Source organism: Neobacillus bataviensis (assembly GCF_019969725.1).
On record NZ_JAHXYW010000013.1, the window covers coordinates 95,998 to 114,645 of the forward strand.

Here is an 18,648-nt window from a genome sequence, read left to right on the forward strand (position 1 = left end):
CGAAGAGGTTTTTTTATGTTTTTACGAAAGGAAGTGTAATAATGTCTGAATTAATCGCTACATATTTACTGCATGATGAAAAAAATCCAGACAAAAAAGCAGAGGAAATTGCCCTGGGACTCACAGTGGGTTCATGGACAAATTTGCCCGAACTCGAACAAAACCAATTACGAAAGCATAAAGGAAGGGTCGTTTCAATCGAGGGAGTTCACTCTGAAAGAGAAAATCAATCCTTGATTAGAATTGCCTATCCGACTCTTAATTTTTCAAATGATATCCCGGCGATTTTAACAACTGTTTTTGGAAAACTTTCTTTGGATGGGAAAATAAAATTACTTGATTTGGATTTTGACGAAAAATTAAAGAGGTTATTCCCAGGTCCGAAATTTGGGATTGAGGGGATTAGAGGGAAATTAAACGTATATGATAGACCGCTTTTAATGAGCATCTTTAAAGGAGTGCTTGGTAAAGATCTTTCCTTTTTAGCTGAACAGCTAAAGCAGCAGGCACTTGGTGGTGTTGATCTTGTTAAAGATGACGAAATTCTTTTTGAAAATGAACTAACACCATTTGAAAAAAGAATCGCTGCAGGTAAAGAGGTATTAAAAGAGGTTTATGACAAGACGGGACATAGAACGCTTTACGCTGTTAATTTGACAGGCAGAACTTCTCAGCTAAGGGATAAAGCAAGAAAGGCAGCGGAACTAGGAGCAGACCTTTTACTTTTTAATGTGTTTTCCTATGGGCTCGATGTTCTTCAAGAATTAAGAGAGGACGATGAAATTGGCCTTCCGCTTATGGCCCATCCGGCAGTCAGCGGGGCTTTAACATCATCGCTTGAATATGGATTTTCCCATTCCTTGCTGCTTGGTAAGCTGCTAAGGTATGCAGGTGCAGATTTATCATTGTTTCCATCTCCATATGGAACAGTAGCATTGGAAAAAAACTCTGCACTCGCGATTGCCAGTGAATTAACGAAGGCGGATACCTTCCTAAAGGCATTCCCGGTTCCTTCCGCTGGAATTCACCCAGGACTCGTTCCATTATTAATTCGGGACTTTGGAATCAATTCAGTCATTAACGCAGGCGGCGGCGTCCATGGACATCCAGATGGTGCCCGTGGCGGCGGCTTAGCATTCCGTCAGGCAATCGAAACAAACCTCCAAGGGAACCTGCTAGCCCAAGGCGCTGAACAGTTCCCTGAACTCAAAAAGGCATTGCAGTTATGGGGGAATGCAGAGGTGACAGCATAAATGGCCCGGCCTGTTATTTACTGCGATTTTGATGGGACGATAACGGAAAGTGATAATATCATTGCCATCATGAAAAAATATGCACCTCCAGGGTGGGAGGAAATTAAAGATCAGATTTTCTCCCGTCAGATTTCAATTAAGAATGGTGTAGGAAAGTTATTTTCTCTGTTACCAAGTAATAGAAAAGATGAAATAACAAAATTTGCGATTGAAAATGCGAAAATTCGTTCAGGTTTCAAAGAGTTTGTTGCGTTTGCACATGAGGAAGGAATTCCCTTTTATATTGTAAGCGGTGGAATCGACTTCTTTGTTTATCCAATTCTAGCTGATTATGGGCCATTTACAGAAATTTATTGCAACGAATCTAATTTTTCTGAATCAGGTATTCGGATTCTTTGGCCGCATTCCTGTGATCCTTTATGTAAAAATGATTGCGGCTGCTGTAAACCGAGCATCATTCGCCATTTGAATCATAAAAATAGCTTTAAGATTGTCATTGGAGACTCCGTAACGGATCTTGAAGCTGCAAAGCATGCCGACTTCGTATTGGCAAGAGATTTGTTACAGGAGAAATGCCTAGAGTGGGGGATAAACCACCGGGAATTTCATACATTCTATGATTGTATTGAGGAGATAAAAAAGAGAATTGAGGTGGGTGAACGATCATGCTAAAGGAAAGATGGAATGAATTAGCTGATATAAAGGATGAATTGGCTGAGCGGGATTGGTTTATGGGGACAAGTGGAAACCTGGCGATTAAAGTGAGTGATCACCCGCTTCAATTTTTGGTAACAGCAAGTGGGAAAGATAAGCGCAAGCGAACAGACGAGGATTTCATTCTCGTTGACGAATTTGGCGAAGCAGTTGAAGAAACCCATTTAAAGCCTTCAGCTGAAACCTTGCTTCATGTCGAGATATACCGTATGACAAATGCAGGCTGTAGTCTGCATGTCCATACGATTGATAATAATGTCATTTCAGAAGTATATGGTGACATTGGCGAAGTAACCTTTAAAGGGCAAGAACTGATAAAGGCATTTGATAAATGGGAAGAGGATGCTGTCCTGAAAATACCGATTATTCGTAATTATGCCCATATCCCAACACTTGCAAATAAATTTTCCGAACATGTTTCGGGCGATACAGGCGCGGTCTTAATCCGAAACCATGGCATTACAGTTTGGGGAAGAAACGCATTTGAAGCAAAAAAAATACTCGAAGCCTCAGAATTCTTGTTTCGCTATCAATTACGGTTGCTAGAACATAAACCCAATCAATTAATTAAAGTCGTTTAATACTCTAAAGGGAGAGATGAAAAATGGCGTATATTACTTTTCAAAACAAACAGGATCAACTTCAGGAGCATGAGGAGGTTTCCAGCTTTCTTGCGTCGCAGGAAGTAATTTATGAAAATTGGGACATTAGCAAACTTCCTGCATCACTAGTAGAAAAGTATTTATTAAGTGATGAAGAAAAAGAAGAAATATTAAATACCTTTGCCGGAGAAATTGCTGACATTTCCAAGAGAAGAGGCTATAAAGCACAGGATGTCATCTCCTTATCAGAACATACACCTAATTTGGATGTATTGCTGACAAACTTTAAGAACGAGCATCATCATACAGATGATGAGGTTCGTTTCATTGTTAGCGGACATGGTGTGTTTGTCATCCAAGGAAAAGATGGTGAATTTTTTGAGGTCCATTTGAATCCAGGAGACTTGATTTCAGTTCCCGAAAATACAAGACATTATTTTACTTTAGAGGCAGACCGTAAAGTTGTCGCGGTACGTATCTTTGTGACAACTGAAGGCTGGGTGCCGATTTATGAAAAGTTAGAAGTAAATCAATAATAATAAAAAAACTGGCTGCAGCGAAAAGCCAGTTTTTTTTGAAATAGGCTATGTTAAAGGGCATTGTTGATTTTTAACCCTGTTGATTGGAGCGGAAGGCACGAAGACTCCTGCGGGAGTACGGGGCAGGGGAGACCCCGCAGGCGCCAAAGCGCCGAGGAGGCTCGCCGGCACGCCCGCGGAAAGCGAAGCGCCTGGAGCGCAAATCAACAACCAAGTTTAACAGAGTCTTGAAATAAAATAGGAATTTTGTACTAAAAAATATCTTAATAAAATAATGAAAGCCCTTTCATAATTAAATAAATAGGAAATGTTAAAAAAATAGATAAAAGTCACTTTGAACTTTTTGAATAAACTGAATTATCGGACCGGCCATTCATAAAGAAAAATGTCGAAATAAAGAGAAATCAAACAAGAATCATGTCGAATAGCAAGATATATAGAATGTTTTGTCTACTTTTGCGAATGTATTTACTTTTATAAAAATTCTTGTCATAATTCTCAAGTAATCTACTTTTTTAGCAGTTTACAGTAAGAATGTAAGAGGCAGGGGGATAACATTGTACAAGTATAGTAATAATCAATCTGACATGATTGAGGAGATCAAAGCAAAAAGGGAATTAATGATAAATAGTGCCAATACACAGGGATTTACTAGTGAAGAAACAATAAAATACAGCCAGGAACTTGATGAATTGATCAATGAGTATCAAAAAATCATGGGAAAAGCTCCAAGGCCAAATGAAGAGGTTAAATTTGCCTTTCAACAAATGATCATGATTTGGCCAAGAGTATTAGTATAAAGAATCTTTATTTTAAAAAATATCAATAATGAATACCATGAGAAGCATCCCCACGATAAAAGCATAAGTTGAAACCCGCTCATTTCCATCTCCATGGCTTTCTGGTATTAATTCTTTATAGATAATAAAAAGCATCGCTCCTGCGGCAAATGATAAACCATATGGGACAAGCCCCTTAACAATAGAAGTCAATAAATATCCTAATAAGGAAGTAACAATTTCAATGGCACCTGTTAAGGTTGCTATAATGAAGGCCTTCAGTTTACTAATTCGCTGATTGATTAAAAATAATGCGACAAGGAGGCCTTCGGGCGCATTTTGGGCCTCAATTGCCAATGCAATCAAATTCCCGGTATCTCTTTCCTGAGAGGCGTAGCTTACGCCAACTGATAAACCTTCAGGTATATTATGAAGTGTAATCGCCGAAATGATTAAAAGAGCCTTTTCATCAAATTGAATTCCTTTTTGATTATGCTCCAGATCAATATGTGGAATATTCTTCTCCAATATGGTTAAAGCCCCAACCCCCAAGCAAACTCCAATAAAAAGCTCCAAATAGCCGCCATATTTTAATGCCTCGGGTATAAGGCCAATAGTTGAGGCTGCCATCATTATTCCCGCACTAAAAGCTAGTAAAACATCCTTCCAGCGATGTGTAATGGAATCATGAATAAATAAAATCACCAAGGCCCCAGCCCCGGTGGATAAGGCTGAAAGAACGCTGCCAAAAATAACTTCAAACATAAAATCCTCCTGACAAAATCCCATAAAAAAGAAAACATTTATTTCTACAATATTAGACAGTTACTGTGATTTTTATCATTGTTTATATCTCAATATTTCTTATAGTTAAATTAGTACTATTTTGTAATAAACACTTACATCATGACTCACTACATACATTGCTGCATCTATAATTCTTCAATCTACTTTTGTTATGGCTCCTTAGAAAACTGTCCATATGTCTTTAAAATTTAGTTTAAACAATTACGGAAAAAAAAGAAAACTATCAAACTTGGGTAATATGCTTATATTTCGATACATATATCGTTAATAAAAGCATTTTTAATAACCAAAGAAGGCAAACGCTTTCAATATTCTTAGACTATATGGAGGAGGGAAAGTCCTACATGCACATTGTCGTATGTGTCAAACAAGTACCCGATACAAAAATCATTAAAATTAATCCAAAAACAAACACACTCGACCGGCGCAGTGCCCCGGCAATCTTAAACCCATACGATGCACATGCGGTTCAAGAAGCTGTGAAAATTAAGGAAATAACTGGTGGTTCGATTTCAGTGTTGTCAATGGGGCCGCCTCAAGCAACTGCTGTGATAAAAAAGAGCATTGAAATAGGTGCAGATAGAGGGTATTTAATTACTGACCGTGCCTTTGCAGGAGCAGATACGCTGGCGACCAGTTACGCCTTATCAAAAGCATTAGAGAGAATCAACAAGGATCACCCTGTAGATATGATTATTTGTGGTAAACATGCTATCGATGGTGATACAGGACAAGTTGGGCCCGGGATTGCCAGAAGAATGGATATCCCGCCTGTAACAAATGTAATAGAAGTTTCAGAGGTCAATCAGAAGGAAAAAACTGTTTTGATAAAACGGAAACTGACAAACGGTTATGAATTAATTCAGTCGCAGCTTCCTTGCCTGTTAACAGTTGAAAAGGAAATTAATGATATCGAATATTCGCCAATGCCTAACATGATTGAAGCAGCTAAGTATGAGCCAATTATTTGGGCAGTTAGTGACCTAGAAAATGTTGACCGGGCACAGCTGGGACTGAAGGGTTCTCCAACAATCGTTGGAAAAATGTTTACACCCCCACGACCTGAAGGTGGAAAAAAACTTGAAGGTTCAGTTGATAATCAAGTTAGCCAGCTCATGGAAGTATTGATGGAGAAAAAAGACCTGTTTACATTACAACCATCTAAATAACAAAGACTAAATCTTTTTGCCGCAGGGAGGGGTTTACATGAATCTGGACGATTATCGTGGTGTCTGGGTATTTATTGAACAAAATGACGAAAAAATTGAAGGTGTATCACTTGAACTGCTTGGTGCCGGGCGAAAGCTTGCTGATAAATTGCAAGTTCCATTGGAGGGATTCCTGCTTGGCCATGAAGTTAAGCCTTTAGCAAAGGAGGTTATAGCTTACGGTGCAGACATCGTTTATCTTATTGACCATCCAGTCTTGAAACATTACCGAACAGAGTCATATATGAAAGGTGTTATGCACTTAGCTAAAAAATATAAGCCTGAAATCATTCTTTATGGCGCTACACCAAACGGTAAAGACTTAGCAAGCGCGGTAGCAACTGACTTAAGCACCGGTTTAACCGCAGATACTACCATGCTGGATGTGGATATTGATAGCAGATTACTAGAAGCAAGCCGGCCAGCGTTTGGCGGTAATATTATGGCAACCATTCTTTGTAAAAAGCATCGCCCACAAATGGCAACAGTGAGGCCTAAGGTCATGAAGGCATTAGAGCCAGAATCAAGCAGACTTGGTAAAATTATCGAAGAGAAAATTTCCGTCGAAGAAGAAGACATTAGGACAAAAGTCCTTCGAATTGTGAATGATGTAACAAAAAAGGCCAATTTAGCCGATGCACATGTTATCGTCTGCGGCGGAAAAGGAATGGGGGAATTGCAAAATTTCCAGCTCATACATGAATTAGCTGACACGATAGGTGCAAGTGTTGGCGGTACACGTGACGTGGTTGAAGCCGGATGGCTAAGGCACGAACAGCAGGTTGGTCAAACAGGGGAAACGGTTACACCAAAAATTTATTTTGCAATCGGAATATCAGGGGCCATTCAACATGTGGTTGGTATGAAAAATTCTGAGTTTATCATCGCTATCAATAAGGATCCAAATGCACCGATATTTGATGTTGCAACCTATGGGATTGTTGGGGACGCAATGGAAATTGTCCCTAAACTAATCGCACAATTTAAGAAGCTTAAAGCGGAAAAAGGCGGTGAAATGGTCTATGTCTGAAAAATTTGATGTTATCGTTGTCGGAGCAGGTCCAGCGGGTACTTCTTGCGCCTATACTTGTGCAAAAAGCGGCTTAAATGTTTTGCTAATTGAAAGAGGGGAATACCCAGGAGCTAAAAACGTCATGGGCGGAGTATTATATCGTAAGCAAATGGAAGAGCTCATCCCTGAATTTTGGAAGGAAGCACCGCTTGAAAGGCCGGTAATTGAACAGCGCTTTTGGATGATGGATAAGGAATCTGTTGTTTCCTTCGGCTATAAAGGCCTTGAATGGGCAGTAGAGCCCTATAACAACTTTACCGTACTTCGGGCCCAATTTGACCAATGGTTTGCTGGAAAGGCAGTAGAAGCAGGTGCACTGCTTATCAACGAAACCGTTGTAACCGAATGTATTGTTGAAAATGGGAAGGTGATCGGAGTTCGCACCGACCGTCCGAATGGAGAGGTCTACGCCGATGTCGTTGTACTTGCGGATGGTGTAAACTCGCTGTTATCCAAACAGTTGGGGTTCCATAAAGAGTTCCGTCCTGATGAAGTAGCTTTAACAGTTATGGAAGTTATTAATCTGCCAAAAGAAAAAATTAATGACCGTTTTAATTTAGAAGATAATCAAGGCTGTACGATTGAAATATTTGGTGACTCCACTAAGGGGAACCTTGGAACTGCATTTCTTTATACCAATAAAGAGAGCTTAAATATTGGAGTAGGTACGACCCTCTCAAGTATGATTAATGCGAAAATGAAGCCATATGAGCTGCTTGATTACCTGAAAAATCATCCAATGGTGAAACCATTGATTAGCGGTGGTGAATCAGCAGAATATCTTGCACATCTTATTCCTGAGGGTGGTTATCGTTCTGTACCAAAGGTGGCAGGTAATGGTGTTATTGTTATAGGTGATGCAGCACAGCTTGTTAATGCCATCCATCGTGAAGGTTCGAACATGGCGATGCATTCAGGATTACTAGCAGCTGAATCCATTATCGAGGCTAAACATCGAGGAGACTATTCTGAAGCCAGTTTAAATCTTTATCGTGAGAAGCTTTATGATAGTTTTATCATTAAAGATTTAGAGAAATACAAAGACGCTGCCCACACATTTGAAAAATATCCGCAATACTTCAAAGAATATGTACCAATGATGAACAAAGCAATGAGCAAATTCTTTACCGTAGATGGAACACCAAAACGCGATAAACAGAAACAAATCATGAAGAGTGTGACATCAGAAAGAGGAACGCTTCGGGTAATTCAAGATATTTATCGAGCATGGAAGGCGGTAAAATAATGTCAACTAAAAATATCGAAGAAAAACAGTATCTTCTCCGTTTTAAGTGTGACACGAAATCTCATTTGACCGTACTTGATCATGATATTTGCATGACGAAATGCCCTGATAAAATTTGTACCGTCTTTTGCCCCGCAGAGGTATATAAATGGGAAGGGACTAGGATGCAAGTGGGCTATGAAGGCTGCCATGAGTGCGGCAGCTGCCGGATCGGCTGTCCATACCAGAATATTAAATGGGAATATCCAAAGGGCGGACACGGTATTGTCTTCCGTTTAGCCTAATAAAAAAGTGCTGTATGCAATCATTGCAAACAGCACTTTTTTATTTTGAAAAGATTTAGAAAAACACTATATGTATGTTATTTCACAAGTAGGGATAAAAAGAAGGTGAAGCTGAAGAAAAATTTTTATGAGGATTAGCTGATTTTCTCTAGTTTCGTGGAGGAGGTAAGTTCATCTCTTTTGCTCGAACTTACGAGTGAGCTGGCAAAAGCTATCGCAGAGTCGATGGACTCCATGTTTGCAGAACAATAATAAGGCGTTTTCCAATTGAAATCCCCTTCGCAGTCAGCAGGATAAACACTTACTTTCCAATGATAATAGATCTTTTGCTGTGCCAGCTGCACTCCTTCTACGGCAATAAGCCAGTGAGTTGGGGGAGAAACAGGGCAATGTGCTTCCGTATCCTTTAGGAAGTTAAGGTCATTCAAACCAATTGGGATTAATGCCTTTTCGTAAAAATCGTGATAATTTGGCGTTTTCATGGGATTTTGCCCTCCTTTATTTGTCTTAACTATATTATATGAAACTATTAACGTTTTTTGAGTGATAAATGTTAAAATTTTTAAAAAATATAAAGCGTTTTCATAAAATCGACAAATAAATGACGGACCAACTTGAAAAAATTATTAGATGTGACCCCAGTCACTACATAAAGGGTTATTTCTTTTTATACTTAAGGCAATAAAAAAGTTAGAGGTGAAAGAAATTATGAGTGGGTGTATAAGTGCTTTCGGAGGAATGCCGCAGGCTGAATTAAGTGAAGGACTTAAACAATTAAAAGGTGAGCATCCCCCATTATTAGCACAATTAGAGGGATTATATACCTTAACGCAAAAAATTGATCAAGAAATAGAGCTTGAAATGAATTTTAATGAATTAATAACGAAAGTAAATGAATTTAAAGCAGCACTAGATCCTCATTCAGAAAGGGAAGAAGGGGTTCTTTTTCCGATGATGGGTGCTTATATTGGTACGACATCCGGTCCAATTGCGGTAATGGAATATGAGCATGATCAGGCGAAAGCAAATATTAAAGCATTTCTTGAAAAATCGTTAAACGTGCCGTCAACATTTTCTGAAATGAAAACATTGGCCGAACTAATACAAAACGCATACTTCATTTTAACAGATCATTTTGCGAAAGAAGAAAATGTACTCTTCCCAATGGCCGAGAGAATGCTTTCTGATGAAGAAAAATTAGAATTATTCCGTAAAATAAAAGAAATTAACTAATGGGACAAATAAGACAAAAAAACGAGACGGATTAGTCTCGTTTTTCTTTTGCTATTGGCAATGTTATTTCAACCGTAGTGCCTATTTTTTCTGTGCTGTTTATCTCGATCGTCCCACCGAAAGAGTTAATGATTCGTTTGCAGATAACGAGGCCAAGACCAGTCCCCGTTTCTTTGGAGGTATAAAACGGACGAAATATTTTTTCTAATTCAGCCTTCGGAATTCCCTTACCATTATCAATGATTTCAATTTTGCAAACATCTGCTAAGGGTTGTAGGATAATTTCAAGCGTCCCAGTGCTTTCAAAAGATTCTAAGGCATTTTTAGTAATATTTAAGATTACCTGTTTAATTTGGTCTTTTACACATTTTACAATCACCGGCTGCTCTGAAATATGCCATACACACTCTACATTATGAGAATTTGCTTCAGATACAATTAATGGACTCAGTTCATGTAGGATTTCATTTATATTTACCTCATCGGTAAGCTGTGCCGTCGGCTTACCTAAGATTAAAAACTCGCTGACGATTTCATTAATTCGTTTGAGCTCAGAGTTAATCACATTAAAATAATAGCGGTCATCGGGTTCCGTATATTTTTCGCTTAGTAGTTGTATTAGCCCTTTAACTCCTGTAAGCGGATTCCGGATTTCATGTGCAGTACTAGCAGCCAATGTACCCACTAATTCAAGCTTCTGAAGCTCATTTTGTTTTCTTTCTCTACCGGTATGAATTCGTAACAAGATATATTTGATTAGTATGAAGAGAATATGTGTGATGATAAGAATGTAAAATAAATTTTCACCCATTTCATTGACAATCTGTTTTCCATCTCGGTCGGCCATTTTCACTTTTATGCTCCAAGGCAAACGATCCATTGGTGTAGTGACCCAGTTTGTTTCATCTATCATATCTTTTCGCTTCACATTAATTTCAAGAAGGGGATTTTCGGCCCCATTTACAACATAAAGTTTGGTATCCGGAGTAAGAACCTTCATCAGGTTCCTCATATAATCAATCCTAAGGTCAGCAACAAGAATGGCCTTTAAATTGTGATCTTCATCAAGAACTGGTGTTGCCAGCCCAATGACTCTTTGGTTATTTTTAAGGATTTCCTCATGTTCAGAAATAACAATATCCTTCGTTTTGATTACTTCTTGGATAAAGTGCAATTTGGAAAAATCAGCTTCATTTCTCAATGGAACCGTACCTGATAAGATTTTTCCAGTCGTATCAAGTAAGTAGAGTCCACCATACCTTGGATCGTTCTGATTCACTTTATTGAGGAGCGGTTCCATTTTCTGTGGTGTGAGCAGACTATCCTCAGCCGAAAGCGACAATATGTTTAAGCTAGTCACAGTTTCACTAATGAATTGGTCCCAGTTTTTCTGGTAAATAGAGGCAATCCAACTGGCATCCTCTTTTCTGTTGCTATCAATTTCTTTTAATATATCATTATAAAAATATATACATAAAAGAAAAACTGGTATAACCACAACGATTAAATAAGTAAGTAAATTGCTTTTGCGAATTTTCATGAATGTACCTCAATTTATTCAGTTATCTTTCTTAACGAAATCATTATACCATTAAAAGGGAATTTGACAGTACCTCAAAAATTTTTTATAATAATTTTGAAATCGAGATAATTTAAAAGGATGAGTTTCTATGGAAAACGATGCAGTTTCTACTTCATTAAAATTATTTATTGTTCTTTCAAGAGCCTATAAAGCTATAAATGAGCATGTTAATAAGGTTATACATGCCAACGGTTTAAATCCAACAGAATTTGCTGTTTTAGAGCTTCTTTATCATAAAGGCGATCAGCCTATGCAGCAAATTGGCGGGAAAATTCTACTTGCCAGCGGAAGCATTACCTATGTAGTGGATAAACTTGAACAAAAAGGATTGCTGAAAAGAATTGCTTGTCCAAAGGACAGACGTGTCACGTATGCACAAATAACAGATGAAGGGAAAAAATTTATTCAAGATATTTTTCCTGAGCATGCACAGCAAATTGATAAGCTTATGTCCAGTCTTTCTGGTGAAGAAAAGCTTCAAGCAATTGAACTCTTGAAAAAATTAGGAATCCCTGCAGGGAAATTTTAATACGGCTATGGCCGTATTTTTTTTATATAAAGGAATATTATTGAATAGTGTCGAATTGATTAATGCTGAAAACAAGTACAAAGGGGATGTTTCAATGAGTTTTGAAAATTATACATATGTTCGTCCGAATTTAGAAGAAGTAACAGCAAAATTTGATACTGTGCTGGAACGCTTCAAAAATGCTGTGTCTGTCGAAGACCAAATCAAGGAAATGAACAATATTAATCAATTAAGAAATGACCTGGGAACGATGTTCAATCTTTGTTATATCCGCCATTCGATTGATACGGAAGACGAATACTATAAGGCAGAACAGGATTATATAGATGAAATTCAGCCTGAGGTTGAAGGTTTAGTATCCAAGTATTATCAATCATTAGTGGATTCTAAATTCCGTACAGAGCTTGAAGAAAAACTTGGTAAACAGCTTTTTGCACTTGCTGAAGGCCAGCTTAAGACTTTCAAACCTGAAATTGTTTCACTCCTTCAGAAGGAAAATCGACTTTCAACTGAATATACGAAGCTGATCGCTTCTGCAAAAATTTTTTTTGATGGGGAAGAAAGAACACTTGCTCAGCTGGAGCCGTTTACTCAAGTTACGGATCGAGAGACGAGAAAACAAGCCAATGGAGCGAAATTTAATTTTTTAGCTGAACATGAAGCAGAATTAGACCGTATTTTTGATGATCTTGTAAAGGTAAGGACAGAAATAGCCCAATCACTTGGCTATAAGAACTTTGTTGAACTTGGTTATTATCGAATGATGAGAACCGATTATAACGCGGAGATGGTTGCAAATTTCCGTGAACAAGTGAAAGATTTTATTGTTCCAATCGCTACTAAATTGAAAAAACGACAGCAGGAGCGTCTTGGTCTTGAACAATTAAAATATTATGATGAAAATTTCATTTATCAAACAGGAAATGCAACTCCAAAGGGAAGCCCGGAATGGATTATCGAAAACGGGCAAAAAATGTATGAAGACCTTTCGAAAGAAACAGGAGAATTTTTCAGCTTTATGCAGGAAAATAATTTAATGGACCTTGTTGCCAAGAAAGGAAAAGCAGGCGGGGGCTATTGCACGTATATAGAAAATTATAAGGCGCCGTTTATTTTTTCTAATTTCAATGGTACCTCCGGGGATATTGATGTTCTAACACATGAAGCCGGCCATGCTTTTCAGGTTTATTCAAGCCGTCATTTTGAAATACCTGAATATTATTGGCCAACCTATGAAGCTTGTGAAATTCATTCGATGAGTATGGAATTTTTCACCTGGCCGTGGATGGAGCTATTCTTTAAAGAAGATACCGATAAGTATAAGTTTTCTCATTTAAGTGACGCATTATTATTCCTGCCATATGGTGTTTCAGTGGATGAATTCCAGCATTGGGTATATGAAAATCCGACAGCTTCACCAGAGGAAAGGAAGCAGGCTTGGCGAGAAATTGAGAAAAAATATACACCGCATAAAGATTATGATGGAAATGATTATTTAGAAAAGGGCGGCTTCTGGCAGCGTCAGAGTCATATTTATAATTCACCTTTCTATTATATCGATTATACTTTGGCACAAATTTGTGCTTTCCAATTCTGGAAGCGTTCTAGAGAAAATCAAGAAGAAGCCTGGGAGGATTATGTAAACCTTTGTAAGCTTGGCGGAAGCATGTCCTTTACAAAGCTTGTCAAGGCTGCTCATTTAATTTCTCCATTTGAAAACGGCTGCGTTGAATCTGTCATTAGTGAGATTGAAAAATGGTTAAATTCTATTGAAGATAAAAAGCTGTAATTTTACATTAAAAAAGCGAAGCCGTATTAGGGCTTCGCTTTTGTATTATGAACCTGCAACCACTGTTGACACAACCCGTAATTCCTCGCCTTCCATTACTGCCATTAACTTTTTCGCATCAGGCTGTTCAAGAATATAATCTGCAATTTTATCCTCGAGCTGTTCTTGAATGACCCGACGAAGTGGACGAGCGCCAAAAGTAGGGTGGTAGCCCAACTCAGCTAATTTTTCTTTAACTTCAGTGGTAATTGTTAATTCCATGTTTTGGTCTTTTAGTGTTTCTTGTAAATCATTAATCATTAGTTCAACGATAGTCAAAATGTGTGGTCTTCCCAATGAATTAAATTCAATGATCCCGTCAAAACGATTCAAGAATTCAGGCTTAAAGAAGCTCCCAAGTGAATCAAGAACACTTGCCTCTTCAACCGCTTCATTTGTTCCAAAGCCGACATGAACGGTTTTGTGGCCGACTCCGGCATTACTTGTCATAATAATTACTGTGTCTTTAAAGCTTACAATTCTGCCCTGACTGTCTGTTAAACGGCCGTCCTCAAGAATTTGCAGGAACATATGCTGGACATCCGGATGCGCCTTTTCGATTTCATCCAATAAAATGATACTATACGGATTCCTGCGAACCTTTTCGGTGAGTTGTCCTGCTTCATCATGACCTACATATCCAGGCGGTGAACCAATTAATTTTGAGACACTGTGTTTTTCCATGTATTCACTCATGTCAAGGCGGATCATCGAATCCTTCGTGCCGAATAATTCCTCGGCTAGTGTTTTAGTTAATTCTGTTTTACCTACTCCTGTTGGACCGACAAATAGGAAAGAGCCAATTGGGCGATGTTTTGACTTTAAGCCAGCGCGGCTGCGTCTAATTGCTTTTGCCACCTTTAGAACCGCTTTTTCTTGGCCTATGACTTTTTGATTCAAGTTTTCTTCTAATCTTTTCATCTTTAGTTGTTCATCTTCATGAAGTTTTCCAACAGGAATACCCGTTTTTTGTTCGATGATTTCCTGAATATTTGAAACAGTGACAACGGGTCTTTCTGTAGTTGCTGCTGAATTTAATGCCTTTTCTAGTTTTGCTTCTTCATCACGAAGCTTGGCTGCTGTTTCATAATCTTCATTTTTTAAAGCATGTTCTTTCTCAGCAGCAATCTCTTTTAGACGTGCTTCAATTTGGTCGTTGCTTTTGTAATCAGAAGCAAGATTTAATTTTGAACCCGCTTCATCCATTAAGTCAATCGCTTTATCAGGTAAAAAGCGGTCTTGAATATAGCGCTGAGATAATTGGACACAAGCATGGATTGCTTCATTAGTATAGGTTACTTCATGGTAGTCTTCGTATTTCTTTTGGATTCCTTTTAGGATTTCAATAGCGGCTTCTTTATCAGGCTCAAGAACATGGACTGGCTGAAGGCGGCGCTCTAATGCGGAATCCTTTTCGATTTGACGATATTCTTTTAATGTTGTAGCACCGACCACTTGCAGCTCACCTCGGGCAAGGGCAGGCTTTAATATGTTGCCAGCATCCATTGATCCTTCAGCAGAACCGGCGCCAACTAGCAGATGTATTTCATCAATAAACAGGATAATATTTTTTCTTTCTTGTAATTCTGTAATTAGCTGTTTCATTCGTTCCTCGAATTGGCCACGAATACCTGTATTAGCTACAAGGGAAGCGACATCAAGTAAATAAACCTCTTTATTTTGTAATTTTCCTGGTACATTTCCCTCAGCAATCTTAAGGGCAAGACCTTCAGCTATAGCCGTTTTACCAACACCGGGCTCCCCGATTAATACAGGATTATTTTTATTTCTTCTGTTTAAAATTTCAATCACGCGTTTCACTTCGTCATTACGGCCGATTACTGGGTCAATTAAACCGGCTTTAGCCATTTGCGTTAAATTTCTTCCAAATTGATCAATAAAACCGTTATGTTTTTTTGTACTTTGGGGCGCAAATTGACCATTTGAATTTGCATTTTGTGAGAAGTCTTTCGCTGTAAACAAATCTTCAAACGGGAAACCAGGGAAAGCATTCATATTTGGCCCAAAGGTTCCAATTGCTTTTTTCTCAGTTGCATAACATTCGTGACAGAGCTTCATATCCCTACGTTGTCCATTAATATTAAGAGATAATTGTACGTTTGCGTTGTTTTGATTGCATCGTTGACAAAGCATGAGTAATAACCTCCTTGTTATTAAGCTTTTATCAATTTGACTTTGACTATCTTTGACCTTATGACCATAGTATACTCTGACTATTTTTGACTTTCAAGCCGTTTGCTTATAGTAAATCTTAACAATCGAGGAAAAAGCTCGTCTTAGTTCGTCCCTCCATACATATATTGTTGATAAGGGGGGGATGGTGTGAAGCGGAATTGGGCAGCAGCCTTTCAAATTGCAGCAGTCTATGTGGGGACTGTTGTTGGTGCAGGTTTCGCCACTGGAAAAGAAATCGTAGAATTTTTTTCTCGATTTGGTTTCTTTGGCTTTATAAGTATATTAATGAGCGGGTATTTCTTTGTGGCAATTGGCTCTAAGATGATGCGAATGGCTGCTCAGATTGAGGCAAAATCCTACCAGGAGTTTAATGAATACCTATTTGGTAAATGGCCGAGCCGGCTCATCAATGTTTTTATGCTATTGATGCTGCTTGGGGTAAGTGCAGTTATGCTCGCAGGGGCTGGGGCAGTATTTGAGGAGCAGCTGGGGCTTCCTAAAACAGTTGGGGTATTTCTTACGATATTTCTCTCCTTTATTGTCATGTTAATTGGCACCAAGGGTCTTTTTGCTGTGAATACATTTGTTGTACCGCTAATGATTTCCTTCAGCTTAATATTAATGGTTTATTCATTACGAATGCCGCATTTTTTGGGACAATTTTTATTTATTCCCCATGCTGACGATGGCTGGAAGAGTGTCGTGGCACCATTTTCGTATGTGGCTTTGAATCTGGGGTTAGCACAGGCTGTGTTAGTGCCAGTAGCAACTGAGATAAAAGATGATTGGACGATTAAGTGGGGAGGAATTCTTGGTGGACTTGCACTAACTCTTATATTAATAGCAAGCCATTTAACGTTGATTATGCTGCCAAACCTGGAATTGTATGACATTCCGATGGCGATCATTATGAAAAATTTAGCCCCGTTTTTTTATTGGATTTTTGTGGTCGTTATCTATGGAGAAATTTTTACTTCGGTCATTGGAAATGTCTTTGGTCTTGACCGTCAGCTGAAACAGTATATGAATATTCCCACAATTGGATCAGTAACGGGGATTTTTGCCATTTCCTACCTCATAAGTCTGGTAAATTATAGTACGCTGTTATCATATTTATATCCATTGTTTGGTTATATTTGTATGACCTTCTTTGTATTACTTTGGATGAAGCCATTTACTGCAAATGAAAGAAAATAGACAGCTATTCGACACTGAATAGCTGTCTTCCTATTGGAGGGGAAAAATAATGAATATCATAATATCAAAAATGATATGGGATACAATGACTAGTGGCATGCTTTTTTTCCAAAAATATAAGCAACCCCACACAAATCCAGATATAAATGCGGCAAACACTAATAAAAAGGACCCTGAATAAATATGTACCGAGGCATACAATAATGAGGCAGTTAATATACTGACAATCGCCCCTAAATGCTTCGATAATCTTTTTTGAACAAATCCACGCCAGAAAAATTCTTCGCCTGGTGCAGCAACGAAAACCAGGGCCAGATACTGCCAAAATAAGGAGGGGGCAAACCATTTATAAAGTTTATTCAATCCGTTTTTAAAAGGAAGATGTAAGAATTCAAGGGCGTGATAACCCAGCCAAAAAACAACATATAATAGAAGCCCGGATATGGCGCCAAAAAAGATATATTTAATAAAGGATGCTTTATCATCAACATCTCCTTGAAACATTGCATAAACAATTAATATTAGTAAAGACCCAGAAAAGATATACCAAAATATGGCTTTATCGTGGAAAGAAAAGAGAATAAGTAAATGGGCGATTAATATCCCAATCACGAGGCGCATGTCCATGAAGATGTTCTTAATCATAGTTAACTCCTTTGAACTTCAATAAATTTATTATCATTAAACATTTTATCCAATTCCGTTAATAAGAACATAAAAAATTGAAAAAAATAATTAGGAAAGGAGTGAGAGATATGAGTAAATCGCAAAGTCAGCAAGAGAGGGAATGGACTGTTAGAAAACAGGATCAAAATCCTCACGGAAAAGTAAAATCATTAAAACAATTATCGAAAGAAACAGGGCAGAGTAAATAGTACAAAAAAGAAAAGGCAGTGGGTAGACTGCCTTTTCTACTGAACTATCAAATTAAAAAGCGCTTTCTTTTACAACTCTATAATTTTTATGATTGACAACAGTACGTTGGTCCAATTCTAAATCACGGTAATTATCCATATATGTTAGGTCGACTATAACAGAATTTTCATTTACTTTTTCTACTATTCCTTGTAGGCCACCACGGAATTCAATAATATTCCCTACTTCTGCTTTCTTCATTTAGTCTCTCTCCTTTGCCTAAAAGCGTTATATGAAATCCATTTAAATAACAGTTTGCACTACTTTTCTTAATTCGTAAAGCCCTTTATTTGACAATTTCGTTAATTCTTTGTAAGTATTTGATTATATGTAGGAAAATTTGAAAGAAGAAAAGAAAACGCTCTCAATTTGACTTAATCAATTCCAGATACGATAAAATAGATAGAGATAAAGGGTGGTGTATTTTGCAATGAGTGAAGAAATGATTACTGAAATTTTAGATCGCTTGATGACAGGAGATTTGTCTGAGTACTACGTCAAAAATGAAGATTTTATGGAATTTCGCCAAGTCCTAGTAAAACGAAAAGATTTTAAACATTTCCGCGGCATTGGCCAAAGAGGCGGCGATGTTTTATATCAATATTTAAAAGAACCAAGAAGTTAAGCAGAAGCTTCAAAAATACAGAGATTTTTTAGGGGAGAC

The 18,648-nt window shown here is 38.0% G+C and carries 21 protein-coding genes; 15 read left to right on the plus strand and 6 right to left on the minus strand.

Annotated features, from left to right (window positions below; translation table 11 throughout):
• The first annotated feature begins 41 nt into the window (after positions 1 to 41).
• The 5 genes from mtnW (at position 42) to LC455_RS31555 (ending at position 3,908) form a co-directional block, all read left to right on the plus strand.
• Positions 42 to 1,253, plus strand: coding sequence for a 2,3-diketo-5-methylthiopentyl-1-phosphate enolase (gene mtnW, locus LC455_RS25180; protein ID WP_223595123.1), 1,212 nt, complete (start codon positions 42 to 44; stop codon positions 1,251 to 1,253).
• Positions 1,254 to 1,925: a 2-hydroxy-3-keto-5-methylthiopentenyl-1-phosphate phosphatase gene (locus LC455_RS25185; RefSeq protein WP_223595124.1), complete on the plus strand. Its 672-nt coding sequence runs from the start codon at positions 1,254 to 1,256 to the stop codon at positions 1,923 to 1,925. It begins immediately after the preceding gene.
• Complete coding sequence (locus LC455_RS25190; protein ID WP_223595125.1) at positions 1,919 to 2,548, plus strand: methylthioribulose 1-phosphate dehydratase; 630 nt, start codon at positions 1,919 to 1,921, stop codon at positions 2,546 to 2,548. The genes LC455_RS25185 and LC455_RS25190 overlap by 7 nt, the downstream gene beginning before the upstream one ends.
• 23 nt (positions 2,549 to 2,571) lie before the next feature.
• Complete coding sequence (locus LC455_RS25195) at positions 2,572 to 3,105, plus strand: 1,2-dihydroxy-3-keto-5-methylthiopentene dioxygenase (protein WP_223595126.1); 534 nt, start codon at positions 2,572 to 2,574, stop codon at positions 3,103 to 3,105.
• Between the two features lie 560 nt (positions 3,106 to 3,665).
• Positions 3,666 to 3,908 carry an aspartyl-phosphate phosphatase Spo0E family protein gene (locus LC455_RS31555; RefSeq protein ID WP_317851480.1) on the plus strand — a complete coding sequence of 81 codons (243 nt, stop codon included), beginning with the start codon at positions 3,666 to 3,668 and terminating at the stop codon, positions 3,906 to 3,908.
• Positions 3,909 to 3,920: 12 nt separating this feature from the next.
• Here LC455_RS31555 and LC455_RS25205 read toward each other — a convergent pair whose 3' ends face one another.
• On the minus strand, positions 3,921 to 4,652 hold the full coding sequence (locus tag LC455_RS25205) for a ZIP family metal transporter (protein WP_223595127.1): 732 nt from the start codon (positions 4,650 to 4,652) through the stop codon (positions 3,921 to 3,923).
• A 386-nt stretch (positions 4,653 to 5,038) separates the two neighbouring features.
• On the opposite strand from LC455_RS25205, the gene LC455_RS25210 reads away from it, so the two are divergent.
• The 4 genes from LC455_RS25210 to LC455_RS25225 are packed head-to-tail and all read left to right on the plus strand — an operon-like array spanning position 5,039 to position 8,504.
• Positions 5,039 to 5,863, plus strand: a complete 825-nt coding sequence (locus LC455_RS25210) for an electron transfer flavoprotein subunit beta/FixA family protein (RefSeq protein ID WP_223595128.1) — start codon at positions 5,039 to 5,041, stop codon at positions 5,861 to 5,863.
• A gap of 37 nt (positions 5,864 to 5,900) precedes the next feature.
• The gene (locus tag LC455_RS25215; protein ID WP_223595129.1) at positions 5,901 to 6,932 is read left to right on the plus strand and encodes an electron transfer flavoprotein subunit alpha/FixB family protein; all 1,032 of its coding nucleotides are present in this window, start codon (positions 5,901 to 5,903) and stop codon (positions 6,930 to 6,932) included.
• Positions 6,925 to 8,220, plus strand: coding sequence for an FAD-dependent oxidoreductase (locus tag LC455_RS25220; protein WP_263297903.1), 1,296 nt, complete (start codon positions 6,925 to 6,927; stop codon positions 8,218 to 8,220). The genes LC455_RS25215 and LC455_RS25220 overlap by 8 nt, the downstream gene beginning before the upstream one ends.
• The gene (locus LC455_RS25225; RefSeq protein ID WP_098526926.1) at positions 8,220 to 8,504 is read left to right on the plus strand and encodes a ferredoxin family protein; all 285 of its coding nucleotides are present in this window, start codon (positions 8,220 to 8,222) and stop codon (positions 8,502 to 8,504) included. The genes LC455_RS25220 and LC455_RS25225 overlap by 1 nt, the downstream gene beginning before the upstream one ends.
• A gap of 134 nt (positions 8,505 to 8,638) precedes the next feature.
• Here the strand turns inward: LC455_RS25225 and LC455_RS25230 are convergent, their stop codons facing one another.
• Positions 8,639 to 8,986 carry a hypothetical protein gene (locus LC455_RS25230; protein WP_223595131.1) on the minus strand — a complete coding sequence of 116 codons (348 nt, stop codon included), beginning with the start codon at positions 8,984 to 8,986 and terminating at the stop codon, positions 8,639 to 8,641.
• Positions 8,987 to 9,212: 226 nt separating this feature from the next.
• Between LC455_RS25230 and LC455_RS25235 the strand changes: the two genes are divergently transcribed.
• Positions 9,213 to 9,737: a hemerythrin domain-containing protein gene (locus tag LC455_RS25235; protein ID WP_223595133.1), complete on the plus strand. Its 525-nt coding sequence runs from the start codon at positions 9,213 to 9,215 to the stop codon at positions 9,735 to 9,737.
• A gap of 31 nt (positions 9,738 to 9,768) precedes the next feature.
• On the opposite strand, the gene LC455_RS25240 is transcribed toward LC455_RS25235, so the two are convergent.
• On the minus strand, positions 9,769 to 11,277 hold the full coding sequence (locus LC455_RS25240; RefSeq protein WP_223595135.1) for an ATP-binding protein: 1,509 nt from the start codon (positions 11,275 to 11,277) through the stop codon (positions 9,769 to 9,771).
• A gap of 130 nt (positions 11,278 to 11,407) precedes the next feature.
• Here LC455_RS25240 and LC455_RS25245 point away from each other — a divergent pair, with 130 nt between their 5' ends.
• On the plus strand, positions 11,408 to 11,848 hold the full coding sequence (locus LC455_RS25245) for a MarR family winged helix-turn-helix transcriptional regulator (protein ID WP_223595137.1): 441 nt from the start codon (positions 11,408 to 11,410) through the stop codon (positions 11,846 to 11,848).
• Positions 11,849 to 11,942: 94 nt separating this feature from the next.
• Positions 11,943 to 13,637, plus strand: coding sequence for a M3 family oligoendopeptidase (locus LC455_RS25250; protein ID WP_223595139.1), 1,695 nt, complete (start codon positions 11,943 to 11,945; stop codon positions 13,635 to 13,637).
• Positions 13,638 to 13,682: 45 nt separating this feature from the next.
• On the opposite strand, the gene LC455_RS25255 is transcribed toward LC455_RS25250, so the two are convergent.
• Positions 13,683 to 15,830, minus strand: coding sequence for an ATP-dependent Clp protease ATP-binding subunit (locus tag LC455_RS25255; RefSeq protein WP_223595141.1), 2,148 nt, complete (start codon positions 15,828 to 15,830; stop codon positions 13,683 to 13,685).
• A 189-nt stretch (positions 15,831 to 16,019) separates the two neighbouring features.
• Here LC455_RS25255 and LC455_RS25260 point away from each other — a divergent pair, with 189 nt between their 5' ends.
• Positions 16,020 to 17,069: a YkvI family membrane protein gene (locus tag LC455_RS25260; protein ID WP_223595143.1), complete on the plus strand. Its 1,050-nt coding sequence runs from the start codon at positions 16,020 to 16,022 to the stop codon at positions 17,067 to 17,069.
• Between the two features lie 30 nt (positions 17,070 to 17,099).
• On the opposite strand, the gene LC455_RS25265 is transcribed toward LC455_RS25260, so the two are convergent.
• Entirely contained in the window at positions 17,100 to 17,714 is a 615-nt protein-coding gene (locus tag LC455_RS25265; RefSeq protein WP_223595144.1) for a CPBP family intramembrane glutamic endopeptidase, read from the minus strand.
• 110 nt (positions 17,715 to 17,824) lie between these two features.
• Here LC455_RS25265 and LC455_RS25270 point away from each other — a divergent pair, with 110 nt between their 5' ends.
• Positions 17,825 to 17,944: a DUF6254 family protein gene (locus tag LC455_RS25270; RefSeq protein ID WP_223595145.1), complete on the plus strand. Its 120-nt coding sequence runs from the start codon at positions 17,825 to 17,827 to the stop codon at positions 17,942 to 17,944.
• Positions 17,945 to 17,996: 52 nt separating this feature from the next.
• On the opposite strand, the gene LC455_RS25275 is transcribed toward LC455_RS25270, so the two are convergent.
• The gene (locus LC455_RS25275; RefSeq protein ID WP_223595146.1) at positions 17,997 to 18,185 is read right to left on the minus strand and encodes a YkvS family protein; all 189 of its coding nucleotides are present in this window, start codon (positions 18,183 to 18,185) and stop codon (positions 17,997 to 17,999) included.
• A 229-nt stretch (positions 18,186 to 18,414) separates the two neighbouring features.
• On the opposite strand from LC455_RS25275, the gene LC455_RS25280 reads away from it, so the two are divergent.
• Complete coding sequence (locus LC455_RS25280; protein ID WP_223595147.1) at positions 18,415 to 18,609, plus strand: hypothetical protein; 195 nt, start codon at positions 18,415 to 18,417, stop codon at positions 18,607 to 18,609.
• Positions 18,610 to 18,648 lie beyond the last annotated feature (39 nt).

Bases quoted from the DNA above. Each gene is read 5' to 3' on its own strand.
- LC455_RS25255 (WP_223595141.1), bottom strand. From the start codon at position 15,830: ATGCTTTGTCAACGATGCAATCAAAACAACGCAAACGTACAATTATCT.
- LC455_RS25185 (WP_223595124.1), top strand. From the start codon at position 1,254: ATGGCCCGGCCTGTTATTTACTGCGATTTTGATGGGACGATAACGGAA.
- LC455_RS25280 (WP_223595147.1), top strand. From the start codon at position 18,415: ATGAGTGAAGAAATGATTACTGAAATTTTAGATCGCTTGATGACAGGA.
- LC455_RS25230 (WP_223595131.1), bottom strand. From the start codon at position 8,986: ATGAAAACGCCAAATTATCACGATTTTTACGAAAAGGCATTAATCCCA.
- LC455_RS25245 (WP_223595137.1), top strand. From the start codon at position 11,408: ATGGAAAACGATGCAGTTTCTACTTCATTAAAATTATTTATTGTTCTT.
- LC455_RS25235 (WP_223595133.1), top strand. From the start codon at position 9,213: ATGAGTGGGTGTATAAGTGCTTTCGGAGGAATGCCGCAGGCTGAATTA.
- LC455_RS25195 (WP_223595126.1), top strand. From the start codon at position 2,572: ATGGCGTATATTACTTTTCAAAACAAACAGGATCAACTTCAGGAGCAT.
- LC455_RS25190 (WP_223595125.1), top strand. From the start codon at position 1,919: ATGCTAAAGGAAAGATGGAATGAATTAGCTGATATAAAGGATGAATTG.
- LC455_RS25225 (WP_098526926.1), top strand. From the start codon at position 8,220: ATGTCAACTAAAAATATCGAAGAAAAACAGTATCTTCTCCGTTTTAAG.
- LC455_RS25250 (WP_223595139.1), top strand. From the start codon at position 11,943: ATGAGTTTTGAAAATTATACATATGTTCGTCCGAATTTAGAAGAAGTA.
- LC455_RS25205 (WP_223595127.1), bottom strand. From the start codon at position 4,652: ATGTTTGAAGTTATTTTTGGCAGCGTTCTTTCAGCCTTATCCACCGGG.
- LC455_RS25265 (WP_223595144.1), bottom strand. From the start codon at position 17,714: ATGATTAAGAACATCTTCATGGACATGCGCCTCGTGATTGGGATATTA.
- LC455_RS25215 (WP_223595129.1), top strand. From the start codon at position 5,901: ATGAATCTGGACGATTATCGTGGTGTCTGGGTATTTATTGAACAAAAT.
- LC455_RS25270 (WP_223595145.1), top strand. From the start codon at position 17,825: ATGAGTAAATCGCAAAGTCAGCAAGAGAGGGAATGGACTGTTAGAAAA.
- LC455_RS25240 (WP_223595135.1), bottom strand. From the start codon at position 11,277: ATGAAAATTCGCAAAAGCAATTTACTTACTTATTTAATCGTTGTGGTT.
- mtnW (WP_223595123.1), top strand. From the start codon at position 42: ATGTCTGAATTAATCGCTACATATTTACTGCATGATGAAAAAAATCCA.
- LC455_RS25275 (WP_223595146.1), bottom strand. From the start codon at position 18,185: ATGAAGAAAGCAGAAGTAGGGAATATTATTGAATTCCGTGGTGGCCTA.
- LC455_RS25220 (WP_263297903.1), top strand. From the start codon at position 6,925: ATGTCTGAAAAATTTGATGTTATCGTTGTCGGAGCAGGTCCAGCGGGT.
- LC455_RS25210 (WP_223595128.1), top strand. From the start codon at position 5,039: ATGCACATTGTCGTATGTGTCAAACAAGTACCCGATACAAAAATCATT.